The sequence below is a fragment of the Pseudomonas sp. ANT_J28 genome (assembly GCF_008370005.1).
Lineage (GTDB): Bacteria > Pseudomonadota > Gammaproteobacteria > Pseudomonadales > Pseudomonadaceae > Aquipseudomonas > Aquipseudomonas frigoris.
In genome coordinates this window covers 44,233-69,376 of the sequence record NZ_VOBM01000002.1, presented here as the reverse complement: position 1 = coordinate 69,376, position 25,144 = coordinate 44,233, and the positions used below count along the sequence as shown (strand labels likewise).

Genomic DNA, 25,144 nt, shown 5'->3' with positions numbered 1-25,144 from the left:
TTTACGTTTGCGCCCCAAAGCGCTTCATCGGTTAAAGTGGGCCACTGCTTTCAACCTGCGATACCGACTGATGAATTCGTTCGATGTACTGCGTGACTCACTATATTTCTTCAAGCGCAATCTGGGCCAGATCGTGCGGCTGTGCCTGCCGCTGGTGATCTTTGAGGCGCTGTTGCAACAAGTGGTCGACCACTCCACCGAGCCGGACAGCTTTCCCGGCATCAGTGTGATAGTCGGCTTGCTGGTTTATCCGTTGTACACCGCCGCGCTGATCCTGTTTCTCGATGCCCGCAGCCGCGGCGAATCACCGCGCAATCGCGACCTGCTGGCGATGTCCGCGACCCTGTGGCCACGCTTCGCGCTGCTTACCGCGCTCAATACCTTGCTGATCCTGATCGGCCTGTCGCTGTATTTCCTGCCGGGCATCTGGCTAATGGTGACCCTGGCATTTGGCGAGTACCTGCTGGTGCTGCGCGGCTTCGCACCGCTGGCGGCGATGAAGGAAAGCCTGCGCCTGACCCGCGGCAACTTCCTGCGCATTCTGGTGTGCATTCTCTGTGTGATGGGCCCGTTGTGGGTGCTCAAGGGCGCAACCCTGGCGGTCTATCCCGAACCGCAGAACCCGGTGATTTCCCTGCTGATCGACAGCGCCCACAGCTTCCTGCAACTGTTCGTCAGCGTGGTGCTGTTCCGTTTGTTCATGCTGATTGACGATGTGCCCGAGAAAGTTGACGGGCCGCTTTGACCGCTCTCCCCGTGGGCTTAAGCCCGTCTGTCGGTTATGCTCGGGCTCAACTTTTGTAACGCTATAAGCCGAGCCATGACCCGTCTACTGCGCTACACCCTGCTGGGCCTGTTGACCGTGACCGGCCTGATTGCCTTGCTGATCTACAACCTGACCTGGCGCCCCGAAGCCAAGGAAGCCCTACCGGTCAGTTGCAACGCCCAGGCACCGACGCTGGTGCCCGGTCAGGCGCTGAAGGTGATGACCTGGAACGTCCAGTACCTGGCGGGAAAACGCTACGTATTCTGGAATGACCTCGCGGCCGGCAATGACGAAAAACCCACACCCGAAGACATGGCCTTCAGCCTCGATGAAGTGGCCCGGGTGATCCGCGACGAGCAACCGGACGTCGTGCTGCTGCAGGAGCTCGATGACGGCGCCAAGGCCAGCGATTACCAAAACCAGTTCAAGCTGCTTCAGGAACGAGTCGCGGACCTGTATCCGTGCAGCACTCACGCCTTCGACTGGAAAGCTGATTTCGTGCCTGAGCCGCACATTTTCGGCAGCGTCGGCCGGCAACTGGCCACCCTCAGCCGCTACCAGATCGAACATGCCGAACGCCTGCAATTGCCGGTCGGACCGGCCAACTTCATCACCCGCCAGTTCAAACCGAAAAATGCCTTGTTGGTCACGTACCTGCCGTTGAGCGACGGCGGTCAGATAGCGGTGCTCAACACCCATCTGGACCGCGTCATCCAGCCTGACGAAACGCTGCAATCTCAGGTAACGGCGGTCACAAAAGTCCTCGACAAGCTCGAAAGCCGCGGCACGCCTTGGTTGATCGGTGGGGACTTCAACCTGTTACCGCTGGGGCAATATCGACGCCTGCCCGACGAGCAACGCACGCCCTACTCCACCGACAGCGCGCTGCATGTGCTGTGGGACAAATACCCGATGATCCCGACCAACAACGAAGCCAGCGGCATCGACCGGGCGCGGTGGTTGACCCATTACCCGAACGATCCTGGCTTGAACGGCCCGGACCGGACTGTCGACTACCTGTTCTACAGTCCGCGGATCAAACGGGTCGAGGCGACGGTGAGGCAGCACGATACCTTGCGGATATCCGATCACTTGCCGATGGTCGCCCGTTTCCTTTTACCCGCCAACTAACGATGCAAAACCTGTGGGAGCGGGCTTGCTCGCGAAAGCGGTGGGTCAGCCGACATCAATGTTGAACGATAAATCGCCTTCGCGAGCAAGCCCGCTCCCACAGAGATTGCGCATAACTGGCTTCCGTATCAATGCTCCTCCTCCAGCTCATCGTGCAATAGCCCGAAGATCTCGCGCTTCATGTCGATGAACGAGCGCTCCATGACCATGTCCAGAGTCCGTGGGCGTTCAATCGGCACGTCCAGAATCTGCTTGATCCGACCCGGCCGCGCGCCCATCACGTAGACCCGGTCGCCCAGCAGAATCGCCTCGTCGATATCGTGGGTCACGAACAACACGGTCTTCTTGCTGTTGCCCCAGACCCGCAATAACAGCTGCTGCATTTGCAGACGCGTCTGGCTGTCGAGCGCGCCGAAGGGCTCGTCCATCAGCAGGATTTGCGGGTCGTTGGCCAGCGCCCTAGCAATGGCGACGCGCTGCATCATGCCGCCGGACAGCTGCTTGGCGTAGTTGTCGGCGAACCCGGTCAGGCCGACTTCGTTGACGTAGTAGTCGACAATTTCCTTGCGCTGAGCGGCGGCCATGCCGCGACGTTTGAGGCCGAACTCAACGTTCTGCCGCACCGTCAGCCACGGGAACAGCGTATAGCTCTGGAACACCATGCCGCGATCAGCACCCGGCCCTTGAACTTGCTGACCACCGACGTAGATCTCGCCTTCCGTGGGCTCATTCAATCCGGCAGTGAGGTACAGCAAACTCGACTTGCCGCAACCCGAAGGCCCGACCAACACGGCGAATTGCTGATCCGGCACTTCGAACGACACCTGATCCAGCGCGGTGAACACTCCACCATCGGGCTTTTGATAGCGAAGACTGACCTTGTCCACTTGCAGCCGTGGCGCGGCGTGCACCGGGGCGGCCTGTGGCGTGACGAAACGAGGGTTGACGGCGCTTACTGAGCCCATGCGGCGATCCTCAGACGGAGAAAACGGAACAGTTGATCGGTGACCAGGCCCAACAGACCGATGATCGCGATTGCCAGGAAAATCACATCCACCTGAAAGCCGCGCATGGCTTTAAGGCTCAAGTAACCCAGACCGCTGGAGGCCGCGACCAGCTCGGCGACCACCAGGTAAGTCCAGGCCCAGCCCATGGTCACGCGCAAAGTGTCCAGCACACCCGGCAACGACGCCGGGGCGATCACATGCAGCACCGCATCGCGGCGGGTCGAACCCAGGGTGTAAGACGCGTTGATCAGGTCCTTGGAGATGCCTTTGGACACGTCCGCGATCATCACCAGTTGCTGGAAAAACACGCCGAAGATGATCACCGAGACCCGCTGTTCCAGACCGATGCCAATCCACAAAATGAACAGCGGCACGAACGACGTCACCGGCAGGTAGCGGATGAAATTGACCATCGGCTCAAGGAACGCCTGGACGATACGGAAGCTGCCCATCAGCAACCCCAACGGCACCGCCACCAGCGACGACACGATGAAACCGACCATCACCACTTCGAGGCTGGCCCACACATGCCGGCCGAGCGTGCCGTCGCGGCTCAGGCGCACGGCGGCCTCGACCACCGCGCCCGGTGTCGGCAGGAACATGCCCGGCACCACGCCACCGTAAGACAAACCGGCCCACAGGCCGACCAACAACACCCAGGCCAGACCGCTCGCGCTCCAAATCACCGACACCGGCAAACCGGTCTTGGGCGTGATGCAGCGGCTCAGCCATGAATTGCGCTTGAACATGCGGACCTCCTAGAGCGGGCTGACGAAGCGGTTGTCGATCAGGTCGTCATTGCTGACGTTGTAGGGTTTGCCCTGCAATTCGCTGGCGGTCTCGTTGGCCAGTTTGATCAGCGGTTCGCTGTCACCCGGTTTGCCCGGCGAGCCAAGAAGTTTTTCGCTCATGGCCTGATCGTAGAAACGCACGCCTTGCGCGGCTGCGGCCAATTCCTTCGGATCGGCGAGGTAACCGCCAACGCCTTTGGCCATGATTTTGTAGGCTTCTTGCGGATGGTCCTTGGTGTACTGGACCGCCTTGTACAGACCGGCCACCAACGCCTTGACGTCTTCCGGCTGCTTCTCGATGACCGTGCAGTTGAGCGCGACCACGTCGACAATCACTCCCGGAGTGCTGCTGCTGTCGATCAGCACCTTGCCTTGTTGCTTGCTGCGAACCATCGACAGGTGCGGTTCCCACGTCACCGCGGCAGGCACGCGACCGGCGATGAACGCGGTGGCGGCGTCGTCAGCCGTCATGTTCTGCACGGTGATATCGCTCATGGTCATGCCGTGTTTTTTCAGCAGGTACGACAGCCAGAACTGCGAGGTCGAACCTTCGTTCACCGCCACGGCTTTGCCCTTCAGCTCCTGCAAACTCTTGACGTCCTTGCCGACCAAAACACCGTCGCCACCATGGCTGTCATCCAATGCAGCTACAGCCTTGAAGCAGAATTGCGGGCGGTACTTGAGCACCTCGTCGATAGTCGACGCCGAGCCCGACAATTCGCCCGAGGCTTGCGCGGCCATGTACATCGAAGCCTCTTCGACGACTGGCAATTCGACGGTCAAACCGTTTTCCTTGAAGTAGCCCAGATCCTGAGCCAAGTAGAGCGTGCCGTAACCGACCCACGTGGTGTGGCCGATAGAGAGGGTGCCGGCCTGGGCGCTGGTGGCAACCGTCGCGGCGATGGCGGTGACCGCCAGTGGATGAGTGATGCAGTTCAGCAAGGACTTGATCATGGAGCACTCCCAAAGCTGTTGATTTAGTTTTGTCATGGGCAGTACGGCCAGCGGCCATGGAGAAGAGCTGCCACCTGAGGTCTCTGATGGACCTTTCGGCGAGCAGCGTCTGGCTGACTGGCGAAGTCGATGTTGGCCCAAGGCCGGGATTAGGAAAATTAGGAAATATGTCGAGGCGAGCGATGAAAAAACTGGGTAGCGCGCACTGCGAAAGGGCGCTGTGGGCGGGGGTGCCCGAGGTGGGTGCAAACAGTGAAAGGTGTGTTGAATGAACTATCGCATTCGCGAGCAAGCCCGCTCCCACATTTGATCAGTGTCGTGCACAAACTCTGTGACCGACATAGATCAACTGTGGGAGCGGGCTTGCTCGCGAAGAGGTCTGGAAGAGCGCTACAAGATCAGAGCCGACCGTATTCCTGCGCAGTACGATCGACCGCTTTCAAGGTTTTGCCAATCAGTTCATCAACCTCTTCCCGACTGGCAATCAACGCCGGCGCCATGATCATCCGCCCCAGTGTCGAACGAATAATCACCCCCTCTTCAAAGCCAATCGTGCGGCAACGCCAGGCAATGTCATTCTCGTTGGCAAAACGCTTGCGACTGGTTTTGTCCTCAGCCAATTGCAACGCCGCCACCATGCCGACACCCTGAATATCGCCCACCAACGGGTGATTGCCGAACACCTCGCGCAAGCACTGTTGCAGGTACGGCCCGATGTCATCCTTGACCCGCGCCACCACTCCTTCATCGCGCAACGCCGTGAGGTTGGCAATCGCCACCGCGGCTGCCACCGGGTGCCCGGAGTAAGTCAAACCGTGGGCAAACACCCCGCCCTGTTCCACCAGCACCTGAGCCATTTTCTTCGACAGAATCAGTCCACCCATTGGGATGTAACCGGAGGTCAAACCCTTGGCGATGGACAACGTGTCCGGCTCGAAACCGAAGTACTCGTGGGCGAACCATTCGCCAGTGCGACCGAAGCCGCCGATCACTTCGTCGGCGCACAACAGCACATCGTACTTGCGGCAGATTCGCTGAATTTCCGGCCAGTAACTCTCTGGTGGAAAGATCATCCCGCCGGCCCCCTGGAACGGTTCGGCGATAAACCCTGCGACCTTGTCCGCGCCGAGTTCGAGAATCTTCGCTTCCAATTGCTGCGCCGCCCGCAGGCCAAATTCGGCCGGGGTCAGATTGCCTTCGTGGGCGAAAAAATACGGTTCATCGATGTGTTCGATGTCTGGCAGCATGCCGCCCATTTCGTGCATGAACTTCATACCACCGAGCGCCGTCGCCGCCAGGGTCGAGCCGTGGTAACCGTTCCAGCGACCGATCATGATTTTCTTCTCGGGCTTGCCGAGAATCGTCCAGTAACGCCGTACGGTGCGGATCAGCACCTCGTTGGCCTCGGAGCCGGAGTTGGTGTAGATCGCGTGGCTGTAATGCCCCGGCAACAGGCTGAACAGCAGCTCCGAGAGCTCGATCACCTGCGGGTGGGTGGTGTGGAAAAACATGTTGTAGTACGGCAACTGCTCCAGCTGCCGGGTCGCGGCGGCGGCCAGGTCCTTGCGGCCATAACCGAGGTTGGTGCACCACAGCCCGGACATGCCGTCGAGGTAACGCCGACCATCGTTGTCCCACAGGTGCAGACGCTCGCCACGGACCATCACTCGGGGCCCTTCATCGTTGAGCACTTTTTGATCGACGAATGCGTGGATGTGGTGCGCAGCGTCGGCGGCCTGGTAGTCGCGGGTTTCACGTGGTGTGGTCATCGCCAGTTCTCCGTTTTGTTATTAGCGGCTGTTATGAACGCAGCTGAAACCAGGTGGTCTTCAACTGGGTGTATTTATCGAATGAATGCAGCGACAGGTCGCGGCCGAAACCGGATTGTTTGCCGCCACCGAACGGTACGGTTACGTCCAGCGCATCGACGCTGTTGACCGACACCGTGCCTGCTCGCAATTGCCGCGCCACGCGGTGGGCGCGATTGAGGTCGTCGGTCCACAGCGACGCGGCCAAACCGTAGACACTGTCGTTGGCCAGTTGCAAGGCATGGGCCTCATCATCGAACGCCGTGACCGCCAGCACCGGGCCGAACACTTCATCGCGAAACAGCGGCATGTCCGGGCTCACGCCGGTGAAGATCGTCGGCTGAATGAAGTTGTCGGAGCCATTGAAGATCGACTGCCGACCACCACACACCTTGGTCGCGCCTTGGCGCTCGGCCTGCTGGATGAACTTCATGATGCGTGCCGTCTGGCGGCTGTCGACAATCGCCCCGGCGCGACTCGACGGGTCCAGTGGATCACCCGGTTGCCAGCATTCGGCGTGCGCCTTGAGGCGCTCGACGAACTCGTCATGAATCGAACGCTCCACCAGCAACCGCGAGTTGGCCGAGCAGACTTCACCCTGATTGAAGAAGATCCCGAACGCAGCTTTCTGCGCCGCCAGATCCAGATCCTGACAATCGGCGAACACCAGATTGGCGCTCTTGCCGCCGCACTCCAGCCACACCTGTTTCAGGTTCGATTGCGCGGAGTACTGCATGAAGTATTTGCCGACTTCGGTGGAGCCGGTGAAAACCAGGCAATCGACGTCCGGGTGCAAACCGAGGGCTTTGCCGGTCTGCTCGCCGAGCCCCGGCAACACGTTCAACACGCCTGCTGGCAGGCCAGCTTCCAGCGCCAACTCGGCCAGACGCAGGGCGGAAAACGGTGACTGCTCGGCGGGTTTGAGGATCACCGAATTGCCCGCCGCCAGTGCCGGTGCGAGTTTCCAGGCGGCCATGTCCAGCGGGAAATTCCATGGCACCACGGCAGCAACCACGCCCAGCGCTTCGCGGGTGATGGTCGCCAGTACGTTCTGCGCGCTGGGGGCGATCTGGTCGTAGAGTTTATCGAGGCTTTCGGCGTACCAGCGAAACACCCCGGCGGCGCCTGGCACGTCGATGTTGTAGGCGTCCATCACCGGTTTGCCCATGTTCAGCGAGTCGAGTAGCGCCAGTTCTTCGCGGTGGGTCATGATCAGATCGGCCAGGCGCAACAGCACTTGCTTGCGTTCATTCGGCGAACGGGCCGACCAGGTGCCGGCCTCGAACACGTGCCGCGCATTGCGCACCGCGGCGTCTACGTCTTCTTCGCCGCACGCGGCCACGTTGGCCAGGCACTGGCCGTTGGCAGGGTTGATTGCGGCGAAGGTCTGCCCCGACTGCGCCGCACGGGGTTTGCCGTCGATCACGGCCTGATCGGGAAACCGCAGCGCAGCGACTTTGTTTTGCCAGAATGCAAGCTCGAACACGTTCAGATGCTCCAAGGGCTTTTCTTGTGATTGGATGGTGGCCCAGGCCTGTGTCCAGGAAAAATAGTAAAAATGTCTTCGCAGACCATGAAAAAACTGGGCAGCCAATCTCCCCGGTGACGCGGTATGTGGTTATTGTTCAGGCATAACAACACCGTCGTCAGAACGAACGCAGGCGGCGCGCAATTTGCCTGGATGTCGAGATCATCCACCCCGAGGTTTGCCGTGGCTGCCTACAACTTGCGTCAACTGAAATACTTCATCACCACGGTCGAATGCGGCAGCGTCGCCGAGGCCTCGCGCAAGCTATACATCGCGCAGCCGGCGATCTCCACAGCGATCAAAGGCCTGGAAGACAGCTTCGGCGTGCAACTGCTGATCCGTCACCACGCTCAGGGCGTGTCATTAACCCCCAGCGGCGCGCGCTTCTATCGCAAGGCCCAGGAACTGCTGCGCATGGCTAAGGAGTTCGAACAGAACGCCCTCGCTGACAACGACGTGGTGGCCGGGCAAATCGATATCGGTTGCTTTGAAACGGTCGCGCCGCTGTACCTGCCGCAGTTGATTGCCGGGTTTTCGGCGCTGTATCCGGGGGTGAAAATCCGTATCCGCGACGGCGAACAGCAAGAGCTGGTACAAGGCCTGACCTCGGGCACCTTCGACCTGGCGATCCTGTATGAACACGACCTCGACGCCACCATCCAGACCGAACCCTTGATGCCGGCGCAGCGACCTTATGCGTTGCTGCCGGCGGATCATCGCTTTGCCCAGCTCAAGCAAGTGTCGCTGCGCGATCTGTGCCTGGAGCCGATGATTCTGCTGGACGTGCAACCGAGCCGGACCTACTTCGTCAGCCTGTTCGAAGAGTTGGGACTGACGCCGAACATTGCCTTCAGCTCACCGTCGATCGAGATGGTTCGGGGAATGGTCGGGCAAGGGTTCGGTTTCTCGATCCTGGTCACCCGGCCGCACTCGGAATGCACCTATGACGGCCAGAAAGTGGTGTGCGTGGACATCGTCGAAGACATCACCGGCTCAGGGCTGGTGGCGGCGTGGCTCAAGCGCGGGCAACTGACCAAACCGGCGCAGCTGTTTGCGGATTATTGTCGGGAGCAGTTGACCGCGAAGGCCGCCTCTTGAACATCTTCAGCTTTTACGGGGTTTGATCCGCGCGGTCGCCTCGGCCACCAGCGGGTCATCCGGCCAATAATGTTTCGGGTAGCGCCCTTTCAAATCCTTCTTCACCTCGGCATACGTGCTGCGCCAGAAGTTCGCCAGGTCCTGGGTCACCTGCACTGGTCGTCGCGCCGGGGACAGCAGATGCAGTTTGACCACTTGACGACCACCGGCAATGCGCGGGGTTTCCGCCAGGCCGAACAACTCCTGCAACCGCACCGCCAGAATCGGCGGCTGCTCGCTGTAATCCAGACGAATCGACGAACCCGACGGCACGCTCAAATGATGCGGCGCCAGTTCATCGAGCCGTTGCGGCAGCGGCCACGGCAACAGGTTATGGACGATGCTCGACAGGTCCAGATTGGCGAAGTGACTGAGCCGCGAAACTTTGCCCAGATACGGCATCAGCCAATGTTCGAGGCTTTTGAGCAGGGCGGCGTCGCTGACAACCGGCCATTCACTTTCACCCTTACTGCCGAGATCCAACTGGCGCAGCAACGCCACTCGCGCTTGCCACTGACGCAGCTCTGGCGTCCATGGCAACAGTTCCAGACCTTTGCGCCGCACCAGATTCACCAACGCCTGACTGCGCGCAGTTTCGTCGAGTCCGGTCAACGGCTCGCGACTGAGGATCAACTCGCCAACCTTGCGCTGACGCTCGGCGCGCAACACACCTTCACGCTCATCCCATTCCAGTTGATCGACGCAGCGCACCTGCTCGGCCAGCACTGAATCGAACAGCGCCGGATCGAAATCCGCCGCCAGGTAAATGCGTTCTTCACGCTGGCCCTGACGACTGCCGAGATCGGCGATCACCAGCCACGGTTGCTTCATCAAACTGTCGGCTTCGGCGAACAGCGCAGCGCGACCGTTGGCCAGGCGATACTCCGCGCCACCGGCACGACGTTGCTGAGCGACCCGATCCGGATAAGCCAGTGCCAGCAAAGCACCGAGCCAGCGCGGATGATCCGGATCGTCGACCGGTTCCGACGCCTTGCCCCGCAGGTAACCGCGATACTGCCGCGCCAGTTGCCGGGCTCGTTGCACGCCACCCTGAGCGCCACGTGCGGCGCGTTCTTCGCCGGACAACAGCACCAATCGGCTGTGCAGATCCGCCCCGGCGCCACGCAAAATATCTCGCTCGCCGAGCAAGGCCGCGACATCGCAGGCCATGTTGGCCAAGCCGAGGGCCTGACCGCGCAACAGCAAATGCGCGATACGTGGGTGCGCCGGCAGTTCGGCCATGGCCTGACCGTGGCGGGTCAGCGCTTCGCCGTCCAATGCGCCCAAGCGATCAAGCAAGTCCTGAGCCTGTGCATAAGCGGCCGCGGGCGGCACGTCGAGCCACACTAATTGCCCCGGTGTCACGCCCCAGCGGCCGAGCTGCAAAGCAAGTCCGGCAAGGTCCGCCGAGAGGATTTCCGCACTGGCGTAGGCCGCCAGTTGCTCGTGCTGATCCTGCGACCACAAGCGATAACACACACCCGGTTCCAACCGCCCTGCCCGCCCCGCGCGCTGAGTGGCGCTGGCTTTGGAAATACGCTGAGTATCGAGGCGGGCCATGCCGCTACCCGGGTCGAAACGCGGCACTCGCGCCAACCCGGCATCGATCACCACGCGCACGCCGTTGATGGTCAGGCTGGTCTCGGCGATGTTGGTCGCCAGCACCACTTTGCGTTTGCCGGTGGGGGCCGGATCGATCGCGGCGCGTTGGGCGGCGAGGTCCAGTTCACCGTGCAACGGGCAGAGTAGAACCTGCGTGCTATCGCTCAGTGCATCGGCGAGTTGCTGATGCACCCTACGGATCTCCGCTTGCCCCGGCAGAAACACCAGCACGCTGCCGGTTTCATCATTCAAGGCTTCAAGAATGGTCTGCACCAGGCGCGGTTCGATGAATTCACCGGGCTGGAACGGCCGGCCCCAGCGCATCGCCACCGGGTACATGCGGCCTTCGCTGCGCAGGATCGGCGCGTCATCGAGCAACCCGGCCAGGCGTTCACCTTCCAGCGTTGCCGACATCAACAGGATTTTCAGCGGTTGATCGTCACGAAACAGCTCGCGGCCATTCAGACTCAAGGCCAGCGCCAGATCGGCGTCGAGACTGCGCTCATGGAATTCGTCGAAAATCAGCAGGCCAACACCTTCGAGCGCCGGGTCGTCCTGCAAACGCCGGGTGAGAATGCCTTCGGTGACCACTTCAATGCGGGTGTTGGGGCCGACTTTGCTGTCGAGACGAATGCGATAGCCGACGGTTTCGCCGACCTTTTCACCCAGCTCACTGGCCAGACGCTCCGCTGCCGCGCGCGCGGCCAACCGCCGCGGTTCGAGCATCAGAATGGTCTGCCCGGCCAACCAGGGCTCGTTGAGCAAGGCCAGTGGCACGCGGGTGGTTTTACCGGCGCCGGGCGGTGCTTCGAGCACGGCTTCGTGGCGTGTAGCCAAGGCTTCACGCAGGGCGGGTAAAACTTCATCAATCGGCAAAGAAATCATGCTGGCTCCCCAGGGCGTGCCCACAGTAAATTGCGAGTCGCGTTGAAGCTGTGGGCGTGCCAGGCAAGGCGCGGGACGCCGGTAAGGGTCGTTTCCTTACCAAGTCTCGCAACGCAGCATGGCGCGTCCACAGCTTCAGCCCGGAGGGCCGAACCCCGATAACATCCATCAGCCGTTACGCGTTGTCGATCTGGAAAAAACAACATCAATCCTCAACTATTCCAGTAGGGGTGAGACGCGGCCGTAATTTACTGTGGGCACGCCCTGCCGCGGCGAGTATAACGGCGAACTGCCTAGCGTTCGTCGTGGTCCTAATTCATATAGACGCCCCTTCGTTTTCCAGATGACTCAGGAGATTTCATATGCGTGTTCCCTTTCGCTTGATTGGCGGTGTATTGGTCGCGACGTTGCTGACCCAGGTGACCGCTTGCGGATCGATTTTCTACCCTGACCGTCGCGGTCAGATCGACGGCAAGATCGACCCGGCCATCGCCGCGCTCGATGCCGTGGGCCTGCTGTTCTACATCATTCCCGGCCTGATCGCGTTTGCCGTGGACTTCGCCACCGGCGCGATTTACTTCGAGCCAGGCAAGACCGCCCAGGTGGCCCCGGAAAAACTCAAGGAAGCCATCGGCGCCGACGGCAAGGTCGATAACCACAAGTTGCAGACTATTCTCGAAACCGAACTGGGCCGCAGTTTCCCACTGGATGACCCACGCCTGATCCAGCACAAGGGCAGCGCTCAGCAACTGGCCATGTTCGGCCTGCAACCTGCCGCGTAATCCGTGCACTTAAAGGAATAGCCGCACTTATGATCTCCAGCTCCGAACATGCACGCCTGCTGCGGCTGGCGACCCGTGCCTCGGTGGCGGTGGCGTGCACGCTGATCGTCGCCAAAGCCATTGCCTGGTGGTTGAGCGGTTCAGTGAGCATGCTCGCCGGGTTGACCGACTCGACCCTCGACGGCGTCACCTCGCTGCTCAACCTGCTCGCGGTGCATTACGCCTTGCGCCCGGCCGACGATGATCACCGTTACGGCCATGGCAAGGCCGAGTCGCTGGCGGGCATGGCTCAGGCGTTGTTCATTGGTGGCAGTGCGGTGCTGATTGCCTTGCAGGCGATTGATCGACTGAAACACCCGGAGCCGGTGGGGGCGCCGTGGATCAGTATCGGGGTGATTGTGTTTTCCCTGGCGCTGACCCTGGCCCTGCTGATGTTGCAACATCGGGTCGTCAAGGCGACCGGCTCCAACGCCGTGCGCGCCGACTCTCTGCATTACCGCTCGGACCTGCTGCTCAACGGCAGCATTCTGGTGGCGCTGGTGCTCGCCGGGTTCGGTTGGCATCAAGTCGACCCTTGGTTCGGCTTGGGGATTGCCGCCTACATTCTCTGGAGCGCGATTCATATCGCCCGGGAAAGTTTTACGGTGCTGATGGATGAAGAACTGCCGTCGGACGTCAGCCAGCACATGCTCGAACTGGCCTGCAGCGTACCGGGAGTCTTGGGGGCGCACGACCTGCGCACGCGGATTTCCGGCAACCAGTGGTTCGTGCAGTTGCACCTGGAATTGCCGGGGGACTTGACCCTGTCAGTCGCTCACGGCATCAGCGACCAAGCCGCCGATGCGATTCACGCGGCTTATCCGCGAGCCGAAGTGCTGGTGCACGCCGACCCGCAGGAAGTGGTACCGGCAGGCAGGGCTCAGAAAGAAACCTGATAACCGCGACTGCTCAGACAATTGCCCTGAGCCTGTCGGTAGGCTTGCACCACCGACGGGTCTGGCTGGTAGGTAGCCGTTCGCGGATCGAAGCCACTCTGCTGCACCGCGTATTGATAGCACTCGTAACCGTCCTGATTGACCTGCTCTGGCGACTGACCGTTGGCCGGATACGCCACCACGTCATAACCATTGCTGACCGGTTGCGGCTGCGGTTGCAAGGGCGGCTCGACCACGACGTAATCCTGAGTGCTTTCCTGATAGGCGTAATAAGAACCGGCCGCCAGGAACAACAGCGCACCGCCGATCCACACTTCACGCGCGTAATCGGGCAAGTAGCTGACGCGAATCCCGCGTGGCGGCTGCACCACCACGTAGCGCGGGCCTTGTGGGCGATACCAATAGCCGCCGGAGTAGAAGTAATCCTGACCGCGATATGGCACGCGGTAATCACGGTCGGGGAAGCGATCGATCACATGACCGGGGCGAAACTGCGGGCCGGCGCCCCAGCCATTGCCATGCCCATCCGGGCGACCAGACCAGCGATAGTCATCGGGACGCGGACCGTTGTTCTGCCAGTGCTGGTTGTTATCGTAGCGCCGCGGCACGTCCTGGTAGTAACCACGCTGCGGCTGCTGGGTCTGGCGCACGGTGTCGGGCCGGCCCTGAATCGGCAGGTCGTTGGCCGGTAGTTGCGGCGGCGGAGGTGGTGGTCGAACCGGACTGTTGTAGTCGTGCGGCTGACGGTTCTGCTGATTCTGGCCGTTGTGCTCGAACTGGCGACTGTTGTCGCCACGAATGATGTCGTTATTCTGCGCACGCGGCTGGTTATTGCCGCCGTGGCCCTGATTGTTTTCCTGATGGCCATCCGAGCCGCGTTGCCCGCCATCGGGGCCACGGTTTTGCGGCTCATCGGCCAGCGATTGCGCAGTGACACTGATACACAGCAAACCAACACCGGCCAAACGCCAGATGCGCGACTTCATGCTTTTCCTCACTGCGGGTTAGGGCCTGTACGTAAGACTGGGAAAGCACAGGCCGGTTCTGCAACAGGTTATCAGTCGCGCAACTTATTTATTGAGGGCAGTCGGCAAATTCCGGGCAAAAGAAAAGGGAGACCCGTCGGCCTCCCTTTGAGAACTTCGTCCGTGCTCGACGCTTTTGACGTCGGCTCACCTCACGCCGTCTTCTGGACAGTGTGTAGCTCGGGGGCCGGCTCATCCCCGGTGGGGGTGGCGACCGCAGCTGGCCTGATTGGGCGAGCCGCACTGGACTGTTTGTCCGAGCAGTGATTCTGGTGATAAGAATAGGCTCGCGGCGCCGGCAGAGGATTGCGAAGATTGCTCAAATAAACATCACTTGCGCAATTTTTAACCCTGGATAGATAATCCACCGCAATAGTTATGACAAAGGCCTGATTGATGAGCAAACTCGACCGATACGACCTGAGCATTTTGGCGGAATTGCAGCGTGACGCGCGCATCTCCAACCAGGAGCTGGCCGAACGCATCGGCCTGTCCCCCTCGCCATGCTCGCGGCGGGTCAAGCAGCTGGAAGATGACGGTTACATCTCCCGCCAGGTGGCCCTGCTGGATCGCAAGATGCTCGGTTTGAGCCTGACGGCTTACGTGTTGATCGGTATGGACCGTCATACACCAGAGCGGTTCGAGAACTTCGAAGCGGCGATTCGTACGTTGCCGCAAGTGCTGGAATGCAGCCTGGTGACCGGGATGGATGCCGACTATCAGCTCAAGGTCGTCGTACCGGATATGGACCATTATCAGAAATTGCTGCTAGGGCATCTGACCCGGATTGAAGGGGTGACGAGTGTGCGGTCGAGTTTTGTGCTTAATCAGGTGCTTAACAGTACTGAGTTGCCCTTAACCCATCTACGCAGCTGAGATCCGCTTCTGTAGGAGCGGGCCAGGCGACGAATGACTGCGACACACTGCCGCAGGTCAATGCTCCGCCAATCCGCCGTGGCGTATACTCCAGCGCCTTTTAGCCGCGCCCGCGCTGGAGATGTTCGATGGATCCTGCAGTACTCGAAGAGTGGATGATGACCGGACTGGTCAGCATTCTGATCATTTTCATGGGTTTCATCGTCTGGGATCTGGCGAAGAAGTCCAAGGCCGGACGCTTTGGCTCGTTCATCCTGTTCTTCGTACTCGGCCTGGGCGTCGCCGCGTTCGTGATCAAAAGCGTGGTCATCGGCCTGATCGAATCCGGCACGCTATAAACGCGCCGGCACTTCCTTCCACTGGCCCTGATCGAGCCCTTCGATCGACCAGTCGCCGATTCTGACCCGTACCAGACGCAACGTCGGCAAGCCGACCGCCGCGGTCATGCGCCGTACCTGACGGTTGCGCCCTTCACGAATCACCAGTTCCAGCCAACTGGTCGGCACACTTTTGCGAAAGCGTACGGGCGGATTGCGTGGCCACAGTTCAGGTTCTTCAAGCTGCCGCGCATCAGCGGGTAGCGTCATGCCATCGTTCAGCTCGACGCCATCGCGCAATCGCTGCAATTGCTCGGCACTCGGCTCGCCTTCCACCTGCACCCAATACGTCTTCGCCAGTTTGTGTTTCGGGTCGGCGATCCGAGCCTGAAGCTGGCCATCGTTGGTCAGTAGCAGCAAACCTTCACTGTCGCGGTCCAGCCGTCCTGCCGGGTAAATCCCGGGAATCTCGATGTAATCCTTGAGCGTCGCCCGCCCTTCTCCATCGCTGAATTGCGTCAGCACATCGAACGGCTTGTTGAACAGAATCAGCTTCGGCTCGGCCGGCGGCGCTTTGGCGACACGGCGCGGTGCTTGGGACGTTGGCACAGGCTTCACGCCGGGACGGCGGGAAACGGGAGGTTGAGGACGGGACATGGGAAAAGGAACATCTAGCGGTCAGGGCTGCTAATGCTAGTGCCCTGACCGCTAAATAACCATGAGAACAATCAGCGGAACGGCGGCTCGTCGAAGCTGCGCAGTTTGCGCGAGTGCAGCGAGTTGAGTTCGGTGCGCAACAGATCCACCGCCTCGATGCCGATCTTCAAGTGCTGGCTGACCGCGCGCTCATAGAAAGCGTTGGCCGAACCCGGCAGTTTGATTTCGCTGTGCAACGGTTTGTCCGAAACACAAAGCAATGTGCCGTACGGAACCCGCAAGCGATAACCTTGCGCCGCGATGGTACCGCTTTCCATGTCAACCGCCACGGCGCGAGACAGGTTGATCAGCGGACGCTCCTGAGCCCAGCGCAACTCCCAGTTACGGTCGTCGTAGGTCAGTACGGTGCCGGTGCGCAGGCGTTTTTTCAGTTCGTCGCCCTTCTCACCGGTGATATTGGCCGCCGCTTGCTGCAACGCCATTTGCACTTCGGCCAGGGCCGGAATCGGAATATTCGGCGGCACGACCCGATCGAGAATCCCGTCGCGGCGCATGTAAGCGTGCGCCAGCACGTAATCGCCAATCGTCTGCGACTGACGCAAACCGCCACAGTGGCCGATCATCAGCCAGCAATGCGGACGCAGCACTGCCAGGTGGTCGGTGATGTTCTTGGCGTTGGACGGGCCGACGCCGATGTTCACCAGGGTCACGCCGTGGCCGTCAGTGGCGATCAGGTGATAGGCCGGCATCTGATAGCGGTGCCAAACCACACCCGCGGCAATCGCCGAGGCTTCGCCGTGGTCCATGCTCTTTTCGATGATCACGTTGCCCGGCAAGACCATGCGCACGAAGCGCGGATCGCTGCGCAACTGTTCCAGGCCATGGACGATGAACTGGTCAACGTAGCGGTGGTAGTTGGTCAGCAGAATCCATGGCTGCACATGGCGCCAGTCGCTGCCGGTGTAATGCACCAGCCTGCGCAGGGAGAAATCCACCCGCGCGGCGTCGAACAAGGCCAACGGCAGCGGGTCGGTGTTTTCCCAGTCATACAAACCATCGGCGATCCCGTCGGTGGCAGCGGACAGGTCGGTACTCGGGAACACCCGCGCCAGCGTGGCAGCGGTGACGCCGGAACCGGCCAGCTCATCGCCCTGCTCGACCACGTACGGATAAGGAATGTTTTGCTGGCTGATGCCGACTTCCACCGTGACGGTGAAGTCGTGCATCAACGGCACCAGTTGTTCCAGCAGGTACTTACGGAACGCCGCTGGATGGGTGACGGTGACGCTGTAGGTCCCCGGCAATTGAACCTTGGCATAGGCGCGTGTGGTCTGTGGGACTTCGCCCTGGCAAAGGTAGGTCAGACGCAGCTCGGGATAACGAAACATCGCACGCTGTTCGGCGTCCGGTTCGACTCGATCCTTGAGGTAACGCTTGAGCGCCTGGTTCAGCGCGGTGGTTGCACGATTGTGCAAGAGCGCAAGCCGGTCAACGGCTTGCTCGGCGGTTTGAACGACAATAAAAGCTTCGGTCACGATCAGCATCCTGTGTTCTGACTTGCAGACCTGCATCTTGCCTGCAAGTCAGCACGATCAGAAGCCCTGTGGTGTCGTGCGGGCGACAATCGCTTCCACATCCAGCCCACGTGGCAACGCGCCATACACTCGGCCGGCGGAACCCAAGCGGCTCGCAATGAACGCGTCACTGACGGCGCTGTTACCGGCTTCCAGCAACAGCTTGGCCTGAAGGCCCAAGGCGATGTCTTCGGTGAGCTGGCGGGCGCGGTATTGAATATCGCTGGTGTCCTTGAAGGCCGCCCGCAATTGGCTGATGTGTGCGGCCAGACGTTTGTCGCCATGACCATCGCCCAATTCGCTGAACAATACGTCGAGCACACCCGGTTCCTTCGACAACGCTCGCAAAACGTCGAGGCATTGCACGTTGCCGGAACCTTCCCACGTCGAATTGACCGGTGCCTCACGGTACAACCGCGGCAAGATGCTGTCTTCGACATAACCGGCGCCGCCCATGCATTCGGCGGCTTCGTTGATCATTCCGGGCGCGCGTTTGCAGATCCAGTACTTGCCCACCGCCGTGACCAGCCGAGCGAATTTGGCTTCCTGCTCGTCATCCAGATGATCCAGCGCCCGGCCCATGCGCAGGCTCAAGGCCAGGGCGGCTTCGCTTTCCAGGGCCAGGTCGGCCAGTACGTTCTGCATCAAGGGTTGTTCGCTGAGCAATTTGCCGCCGACCTTGCGGTGGGCGCAGTGATGGCTGGCCTGGGTCAGGGCCTGGCGCATCAACGAACTGGAGCCGACCATGCAATCGAAGCGGGTCATGGCGACCATTTCGATGATGGTCGGAACGCCCCGCCCCTCCTCGCCGACCATCCATGCCAGCGCACCACGGAACTCCACTTCGCTGGAAGCGTTGGAGCAATTGCCGAGTTTGTTCTTCAGGCGCTGTATGTAGAACTGATTGCGCGTGTCGTCCGGGCGATGGCGCGGCAGCAGGAAACAGGTCAACCCCTTGTCAGTCTGGGCCAAGGTGAGGAAGGCATCGCACATCGGCGCCGAACAGAACCATTTGTGGCCCACCAGTTCATACGCCTGGCCCGGACCACTGGCACCGACCGGAAAAGCCTTGGTGGTGTTGGCCCGCACGTCGGTGCCGCCCTGCTTCTCGGTCATCGCCATGCCGATGGTGACCCCGGCCTTGTGGGCCATGCCGACGTTGCGCGGATCGTATTCGGTAGAGAGGATTTTCGGCAGCCATTGCTCCGCGAGATCCGCTTGCAGGCGCATCGCCGGGACGCTGGCAAAGGTCATGGTCAGCGGACAACCACTACCGGCCTCGGCCTGGCTGTGCAGGTAGGTCATGGAAGCGCGGGCGACGTGGGCGCCGGACTGCGGATGCGCCCAGGGCAATGAGGTCAAACCGTGTTCGACCGCCGTGCGCATCAGTTCGTGATAGGCCGGGTGAAATTCCACCAGGTCGATGCGATGGCCGTAACGGTCATGACTGCTGAAAACCGGCTTGTTCTGATTGGCCAGGAACCCCGCTTCCATCAGCGGCCCGCCGGCCAGTGCGCCGTAAGCGTCGATCCGCGACTCGGCCCATCCAGCCCCGAAACGCCGCGACCACTCCTGCAACGGCAGGTCGATGCGATACAGGTTGGCGCCGTCCAGCGACGGTGGCTGGTTGGTGACTTCGTGGGTTTCGGCGAACTGATGCAGGTTCATGACGGGGCTCCTTTGGTCAGCCAAGGGACTTCAGTTAAGCACCGCCCCCCGGCCGAACAAAGTGTCATATCTGCCTAACTGTCGGCGCTTTCGCCTTGCTTTGGACACAGCACCCGGCGATAGAGCGCTGCCTGCAGGTCCTCGAATTTCACCGGTTTGCTCAGGTAATCGATCAAGGCACCGGTCGGGCAGCGTTCCCGATCAATGCTCAAGACAATCACGAATACCGGTAGTTCGGCGCAGCCCGGCAACGCGCGGATCTGGCAACAGAGGGACGCGCCACCCAGAGATGGAGGCTGGCAATCGAGCAATACCGCATCGAAGGTTTCGCGCTGCAAGTGATCGATCGCGGCAGCCCCGTTGTCGGCGGTGCGCACCCGGAAGCCCAGCTTGAGCAACATGCCACGCATCACCAACTGATTGATGCTGTTATCATCAACCAGCAGGACGGTGCAGTCCTGAGGCAGTCGCAGGCGAGGAAATTCCCGGGGCATCAAGGGCACTGACCGCCGCTCCACCACGGGCAGTTCGAACTCGACATCGAGCTGGAAGCGGCTGCCACGACCAGGCTCGGAGCGGTGGGTCAGTTTTCCACCGAGCAATTCGACCAGTTGCCGACAGATCGCCAGGCCAACGCCCAGACCGCCGTACTCCCGGGTCATCGAGCCGTCGAGCTGGAAGAACCGCTGATACAGGGTCGCCTCCCCCAGATCGGTGAAGCCGATGCCGGTGTCGATCACCGCAAAGGACAACGCCAGTCGGTCGGGCGCCACGGGTTTACCCGTCACCCGCAGCGCCAGTCCGCCGATCCGAGTGAACTTGATCGCGTTATCCAGCAGGCATTCCAGGCATTGCGCCAACTTGGCGCTGTCGCCGTGCAAGCGATCCGGCAGCCCCGGCGTGACCTCGACTTTGAAGTCCAGCGACTTGCTCAACGCGTTGCCCTCGAACTGCAGGCGCAAAGCCTCGACCACGCCGCGCAAACTGAAAACGGCCGGATAGGTCTTGAGCTTGCCGGCCTGCAACTCGGTCAGGGTGAGGATGCCGTTGACCATGCGCATCATGTCTCGCGCGGAACCGGCGGCCGTTTGCTGATATTGCTCCAGCTCCGGGTCCATCTCGACCGTCTGCATCAGTTCCAGCGAACCGATCACACCGTTCATGGGCGTGCGCAGTTCGTGGGTCAGGGTGGCGAGGAATTCGTCTTTGAGCTTGTTACTGCGAGCCAGTTGCTGGTTCAGCACTTCAAGCGTTTGACCGGCATCGAACAGGGTCTGTGCCTGTTGCTCGCGCATGGCGTTAATGCGATCGGCCAGCGCCAGGGACAGCAGCGCCACTTCAATCGCCGAGCCGATCTGGCTGGAATACATGGTCAGGAACACGTTCGGCAGGTAACCCAGCACCATCAGGGTGTTGACGATGCCGCCGAGTAAAAACGCCGACCAGGCGATGATGAAATAACGCGCCACTCGCAGGCCACGCAGCCAGGCAAAAATCCCTGCGGCAAAAATCACTACGGTGAAGGTCAGTGCCAGCGCCGTCGCCAGGCGCAGGGCCAAGGCGTAACTGGTCATCAACGACAATCCGACCACCACCGCGCCAAACGCAATCAACGCCAACAGCAAGCGGTCGAGCCAACGACTGTGGGTCGCCGTCTGCAAGAAGCCGCGCGCGAACTGGCTGCCGAACAGGCCTGCGCAACCGATGAAAAACGGCGTCGCTGCGTTGGCCCACCAGGGATTGTTCGGCCAGAAATACTCCACGGCCGCGCCGTTCACTGACAGCTGATACAAACCGAACGAGGCGATATAGAAGATGTAATAGAGGTAGCTGGTATCGCGCACGCTGAGATAGATGAACAGGTTGTACACCAGCATCCCCAGCAACACGCCGTAGATCACCCCCAGCACATAGAGTCGGATCGGTTGCTCTTCCAGGTAGGCAGTGCTCGACCATAGGGTGACCGGCGCCTGGATCGACCCTTCACTCTGCAGGCGCAGGTACAGGGTTTGCGCTTGATCAGGGGTGAGGTTCAGATCGAACAGGTAGTTGTTCTGGCGGATCTCGCGACTGTCGAACGGCAAGGCATCGCCCGTCTGGCGTGCCAGTTGATAACCACCCGCCGTATCGGGCAAATAGAGATCAAGGTGATCAAGGGGCGGATAGGCCAGTTCCAGCAACCAGGTGCGTTGCACCGCGGGGTTGTTCGGGCGGTAATGCAGGTCGATTTTCAGCCAGAACACCGAACGAGAGTAACCGGCGTTGAGAGTGGCTTTGTCGTGGGGTTTGAAGTTTCCGGCCGCGGCTTGTGCACGGACATCGGCGATGGTCGCCTGACCGCTCGCGTCTTCGAACACTTGCAGGGTTCGGCCCAGGGGAAGGCTTTGAGTGAATTCGTCGAATTCGACTGCACTCGCCATGAGGGGCAAGCACAACAGCAACATCAGCAAATAGCGCATTTAAGCCCCAGCGTGGCCTGTCCGGTTATCTCAGGAAGCCCCTCATTCCTTTTGAGTAGACGTAAAACCGGTATTACCTGTTATTGGTTTGGATCCACTCTAGCATAGCCGTTGGTGGCCATTGAACACCATTGAAATTTTTCCTACAAAGGCTCTAGCACGGGCGTTCCAGCTACATGTGTTGGGCTAGAGCTGTTTCGCCGGTCAGTTTGTGACAACGCCCCACTCCGTGTAGCAGCTGCCGAAGGCTGCGTTCGGCTGCGCAGCAGTCGTGAAATCAGGCACAACGGTGTTTCAGGTAAATTGTGGATGCCGGTTTGACGACTGCTGCGCAGCCGAACGCAGCCTTCGGCAGCTGCTACATGGACCGTCATGACTCGTCGGTCGACTGGTGGTAAGCTCGCGCACCATGAATATCTACAGCTCTCGCCCCGTTGTCCTCTGTCTCTCCGGCCACGACCCAAGTGGTGGCGCCGGCTTGCAGGCAGATATCGAAGCCCTGCTCGCTCAGGGTTGTCATGCGGCCCCGGCCGTCACCGCCCTGACCGTGCAAGACACGGTCAACGTCACGGACTTCCGCGTCCTCGACCGCGAGTGGGTGTTGGCTCAGGCCAATGCCGTGCTCAACGATTCCGAAGTCGCTGCCGTCAAACTGGGCATGCTCGGTTCCCTGGAAATGGTCGACACCGTAGTCGAACTGCTCTCGGCGCACCCGCATTTGCCGGTGGTCTGCGACCCGGTGCTGCGCGCCGGTGGCGGCGGACGCCTGGGCAAGGACGAAGTCGGCTACGCCATGCGCGAACGCCTGCTGCCTCTGTCGATCATCGCCACCCCAAACCTTCCCGAAGCCCGCATCCTCGCCGAACTGCCCGAAGGCACCGCGGACGAGTGCGCTGAAAAACTCCTGCCATTCGTCAAACACCTGCTGATCACTGGCGGCCATGGCGATGAACACGAAATCCACAATCGCCTGTATAGCCGCGACGGTCACCGCGAAACCTTCACCTGCCAGCGCTTGCCCGGCAGTTATCACGGCTCCGGTTGCACGCTGGCCAGTGCCCTCGCCGGTCGTCTGGCCCTCGGTGAAAATCTCGCCAGTGCCGTGCAGACCGCGCTTAACTACACGTGGCGCACCCTGCGTGATGCGGAGCAGTTGGGCAAAGGCCAGTTCGTGCCGCGCCGCCTGCCGCTGGATTTCTGTTCGTAACTGTCCATGCGTAAAGCAAAAAGGATTGCCCGATGAAGCTACGTGGCCTGTACGCCATTACCGATAGCCAACTGCTGGCAGGTAAATTTCTTTCGTACGTGGAGGCGGCGCTGGAAGGCGGCGTCACCCTGCTGCAATACCGCGACAAGAGCAGCGACGAGGCCCGCCGCCTGCGCGAGGCCGAAGCCTTGCGCGATCTGTGTGAACGCTACAAGACCCAGTTGATCATCAACGACGATGCCGAACTCGCTGCACGCCTGAACGTCGGCGTGCACCTGGGCCAGACCGATGGCCCGCTGATGCCGGTTCGGGCACTGCTCGGTCGCCAGGCGATCATCGGCTCGACCTGCCACGCGCAACTCGAACTCGCCGAGCAAGCGGCCAAGGAAGGCGCCAGTTACGTCGCTTTCGGTCGTTTCTTCAACTCCAACACCAAACCCGGCGCACCGACTTGCAGCCTCGAATTGCTCGACCAGGCCCGCAGCAAACTGCACCTGCCGATCTGCGCGATTGGCGGCATCACCTTGGAAAACGCCGAGCCCCTGGTGGCCCACGGGGTCGATCTGCTGGCGGTGGTCCATGGCCTGTTTGGCGCCGAGAGCACGACTGAAGTGACACGCCGCGCCCGCGCATTTAACGAATTGCTTCATATTTAAAAAGCTAGTCTGACTTTGAGAACCAAATCATGTCTCGTTCCGAAACGCTGTTTGCCAATGCCCAGAAACACATTCCCGGTGGCGTGAACTCGCCTGTTCGCGCATTCAAAAGCGTTGGTGGCACGCCGTTGTTCTTCAAACACGCGGAAGGCGCCTACGTCACCGACGAAGACAACAAGCGTTATGTGGATTACGTCGGTTCCTGGGGGCCGATGATTCTCGGCCACAGCCACCCGGACGTGCTGGACGCCGTGCGCAAACAGCTTGAGCACGGATTGTCCTACGGCGCGCCGACCGAGATGGAAACCCAGATGGCGGATCTGGTCTGCTCGATCGTGCCGTCGATGGAAATGGTGCGCATGGTCAGCTCCGGCACCGAAGCAACCATGAGTGCGATCCGTCTGGCCCGTGGTTTCACCGGCCGCGACAGCATCATCAAGTTCGAAGGCTGCTACCACGGTCACTCCGACAGTCTGCTGGTCAAGGCCGGCTCCGGCGCCCTGACCCAAGGCGTGCCGAGCTCGGCCGGTGTGCCGGCGGCCTTCGCCAAACACACCCTGACCCTGCCGTTCAACGACATCGACGCCGTAGAAACCATGCTCGCCGAAGTCGGCCAGGACGTGGCGTGCATCATCGTCGAGCCAGTGGCCGGCAACATGAACTGCGTGCCACCGGCGCCGGGCTTCCTCGAAGGCCTGCGGAATCTGTGCGACAAGCACGGCGTGGTGCTGATCTTCGACGAAGTGATGACCGGTTTCCGTGTCGCCCTTGGCGGTGCACAAGCCCACTACGGCGTGACACCTGACCTGACCACCTTCGGCAAAATCATCGGTGGCGGCATGCCGGTTGGCTGCTTCGGCGGCAAGCGCGAAATCATGTCGCACATCGCGCCACTGGGCCCGGTCTATCAGGCGGGCACCTTGTCGGGTAACCCGCTGGCCATGGCTGCCGGCCTGACGACCCTGCGCCTGATCAGCCGCCCGGGTTTCCACGCAGAGTTGACTGACTACACCAGCCGCCTGCTCGATGGCCTGCAACAACGCGCCGATGCCGCGGGCATTCCGTTCGTGACTACACAGGCCGGCGGCATGTTCGGTCTGTACTTCAGCGGCGCCGACGACATCGTGACCTTCGATGACGTGATGGCCAGCGACGCCGCCCTGTTCGGGCGCTTCTTCCACCTGATGCTCGAAGGCGGCGTGTACCTGGCGCCGAGCGCCTTCGAAGCCGGCTTCACCTCGATCGCCCACGGCGAAACCGAGCTGAAACTGACGCTGGATGCCGCCGAGCGCGCATTTGCTGCATTGAAATAACGCTGTGCCGCTGACGTTGGCGGTTGCCAGCGTCAGCTTTCACCTGTATTTCCGCCCTTATTCCTA

General features: G+C 60.9%; 21 protein-coding genes. 10 read left to right on the top strand and 11 right to left on the bottom strand.

Going from position 1 to position 25,144, the window contains the following annotated elements; translation table 11 throughout:
* Positions 1 to 70: 70 nt before the first annotated feature.
* Complete coding sequence (locus FQ187_RS01345; protein ID WP_149628121.1) at positions 71 to 745, top strand: YciC family protein; 675 nt, start codon at positions 71 to 73, stop codon at positions 743 to 745.
* A gap of 75 nt (positions 746 to 820) precedes the next feature.
* Positions 821 to 1,897: an endonuclease/exonuclease/phosphatase family protein gene (locus tag FQ187_RS01340; protein WP_149628120.1), complete on the top strand. Its 1,077-nt coding sequence runs from the start codon at positions 821 to 823 to the stop codon at positions 1,895 to 1,897.
* Positions 1,898 to 2,025: 128 nt separating this feature from the next.
* On the opposite strand, the gene FQ187_RS01335 is transcribed toward FQ187_RS01340, so the two are convergent.
* From FQ187_RS01335 to FQ187_RS01315, 5 genes are all read right to left on the bottom strand, one after another.
* A complete protein-coding gene (locus FQ187_RS01335) occupies positions 2,026 to 2,862 on the bottom strand; it encodes an ABC transporter ATP-binding protein (protein WP_149628119.1) in 837 nt (278 codons plus the stop codon).
* Positions 2,850 to 3,653, bottom strand: coding sequence for an ABC transporter permease (locus tag FQ187_RS01330; protein WP_149628118.1), 804 nt, complete (start codon positions 3,651 to 3,653; stop codon positions 2,850 to 2,852). The genes FQ187_RS01335 and FQ187_RS01330 overlap by 13 nt, the downstream gene beginning before the upstream one ends.
* A gap of 9 nt (positions 3,654 to 3,662) precedes the next feature.
* The gene (locus tag FQ187_RS01325) at positions 3,663 to 4,649 is read right to left on the bottom strand and encodes an ABC transporter substrate-binding protein (RefSeq protein ID WP_149628117.1); all 987 of its coding nucleotides are present in this window, start codon (positions 4,647 to 4,649) and stop codon (positions 3,663 to 3,665) included.
* Positions 4,650 to 5,047: 398 nt separating this feature from the next.
* Entirely contained in the window at positions 5,048 to 6,418 is a 1,371-nt protein-coding gene (locus FQ187_RS01320; protein ID WP_149628116.1) for an aspartate aminotransferase family protein, read from the bottom strand.
* A gap of 31 nt (positions 6,419 to 6,449) precedes the next feature.
* Positions 6,450 to 7,943, bottom strand: coding sequence for an aldehyde dehydrogenase (locus tag FQ187_RS01315; protein ID WP_149628115.1), 1,494 nt, complete (start codon positions 7,941 to 7,943; stop codon positions 6,450 to 6,452).
* Positions 7,944 to 8,168: 225 nt separating this feature from the next.
* Here FQ187_RS01315 and FQ187_RS01310 point away from each other — a divergent pair, with 225 nt between their 5' ends.
* On the top strand, positions 8,169 to 9,083 hold the full coding sequence (locus tag FQ187_RS01310; protein WP_046048823.1) for a LysR substrate-binding domain-containing protein: 915 nt from the start codon (positions 8,169 to 8,171) through the stop codon (positions 9,081 to 9,083).
* 6 nt (positions 9,084 to 9,089) lie between these two features.
* Here the strand turns inward: FQ187_RS01310 and hrpB are convergent, their stop codons facing one another.
* On the bottom strand, positions 9,090 to 11,609 hold the full coding sequence (gene hrpB, locus FQ187_RS01305) for an ATP-dependent helicase HrpB (protein ID WP_149628114.1): 2,520 nt from the start codon (positions 11,607 to 11,609) through the stop codon (positions 9,090 to 9,092).
* A 362-nt stretch (positions 11,610 to 11,971) separates the two neighbouring features.
* On the opposite strand from hrpB, the gene FQ187_RS01300 reads away from it, so the two are divergent.
* Together FQ187_RS01300 and FQ187_RS01295 are read left to right on the top strand one after the other, a co-directional pair.
* Positions 11,972 to 12,391: a hypothetical protein gene (locus FQ187_RS01300; RefSeq protein WP_046056587.1), complete on the top strand. Its 420-nt coding sequence runs from the start codon at positions 11,972 to 11,974 to the stop codon at positions 12,389 to 12,391.
* A 29-nt stretch (positions 12,392 to 12,420) separates the two neighbouring features.
* On the top strand, positions 12,421 to 13,326 hold the full coding sequence (locus FQ187_RS01295) for a cation diffusion facilitator family transporter (RefSeq protein WP_149628113.1): 906 nt from the start codon (positions 12,421 to 12,423) through the stop codon (positions 13,324 to 13,326).
* On the opposite strand, the gene FQ187_RS01290 is transcribed toward FQ187_RS01295, so the two are convergent.
* Entirely contained in the window at positions 13,311 to 14,312 is a 1,002-nt protein-coding gene (locus FQ187_RS01290; RefSeq protein ID WP_149628112.1) for a DUF6515 family protein, read from the bottom strand. The two genes, FQ187_RS01295 and FQ187_RS01290, sit on opposite strands and share 16 nt — an antisense overlap.
* A gap of 435 nt (positions 14,313 to 14,747) precedes the next feature.
* Between FQ187_RS01290 and FQ187_RS01285 the strand changes: the two genes are divergently transcribed.
* Positions 14,748 to 15,227, top strand: coding sequence for an Lrp/AsnC family transcriptional regulator (locus tag FQ187_RS01285; RefSeq protein WP_007937367.1), 480 nt, complete (start codon positions 14,748 to 14,750; stop codon positions 15,225 to 15,227).
* Positions 15,228 to 15,355: 128 nt separating this feature from the next.
* Positions 15,356 to 15,565 (top strand): DUF2788 domain-containing protein, encoded by a 210-nt coding sequence (locus tag FQ187_RS01280; protein ID WP_007894445.1) that lies wholly within the window; start codon positions 15,356 to 15,358, stop codon positions 15,563 to 15,565.
* On the opposite strand, the gene FQ187_RS01275 is transcribed toward FQ187_RS01280, so the two are convergent.
* From FQ187_RS01275 to FQ187_RS01260, 4 genes are all read right to left on the bottom strand, one after another.
* Positions 15,560 to 16,201, bottom strand: a complete 642-nt coding sequence (locus tag FQ187_RS01275) for a pseudouridine synthase (RefSeq protein ID WP_149628111.1) — start codon at positions 16,199 to 16,201, stop codon at positions 15,560 to 15,562. The two genes, FQ187_RS01280 and FQ187_RS01275, sit on opposite strands and share 6 nt — an antisense overlap.
* Before the next feature lie 71 nt (positions 16,202 to 16,272).
* Positions 16,273 to 17,772, bottom strand: coding sequence for an AMP nucleosidase (amn, locus tag FQ187_RS01270; protein WP_178122657.1), 1,500 nt, complete (start codon positions 17,770 to 17,772; stop codon positions 16,273 to 16,275).
* A 21-nt stretch (positions 17,773 to 17,793) separates the two neighbouring features.
* A complete protein-coding gene (locus FQ187_RS01265) occupies positions 17,794 to 19,443 on the bottom strand; it encodes an acyl-CoA dehydrogenase family protein (RefSeq protein ID WP_149628110.1) in 1,650 nt (549 codons plus the stop codon).
* Between the two features lie 74 nt (positions 19,444 to 19,517).
* Positions 19,518 to 21,902, bottom strand: a complete 2,385-nt coding sequence (locus FQ187_RS01260) for a hybrid sensor histidine kinase/response regulator (protein WP_149628109.1) — start codon at positions 21,900 to 21,902, stop codon at positions 19,518 to 19,520.
* A gap of 409 nt (positions 21,903 to 22,311) precedes the next feature.
* On the opposite strand from FQ187_RS01260, the gene FQ187_RS01255 reads away from it, so the two are divergent.
* The 3 genes from FQ187_RS01255 to hemL are packed head-to-tail and all read left to right on the top strand — an operon-like array spanning position 22,312 to position 25,078.
* Positions 22,312 to 23,109 (top strand): hydroxymethylpyrimidine/phosphomethylpyrimidine kinase, encoded by a 798-nt coding sequence (locus FQ187_RS01255; RefSeq protein WP_033054181.1) that lies wholly within the window; start codon positions 22,312 to 22,314, stop codon positions 23,107 to 23,109.
* Positions 23,110 to 23,141: 32 nt separating this feature from the next.
* Positions 23,142 to 23,765, top strand: a complete 624-nt coding sequence (gene thiE / locus FQ187_RS01250; RefSeq protein ID WP_149628108.1) for a thiamine phosphate synthase — start codon at positions 23,142 to 23,144, stop codon at positions 23,763 to 23,765.
* Positions 23,766 to 23,794: 29 nt separating this feature from the next.
* A complete protein-coding gene (hemL, locus tag FQ187_RS01245) occupies positions 23,795 to 25,078 on the top strand; it encodes a glutamate-1-semialdehyde 2,1-aminomutase (RefSeq protein WP_149628107.1) in 1,284 nt (427 codons plus the stop codon).
* The last annotated feature ends 66 nt before the right edge of the window (positions 25,079 to 25,144 follow it).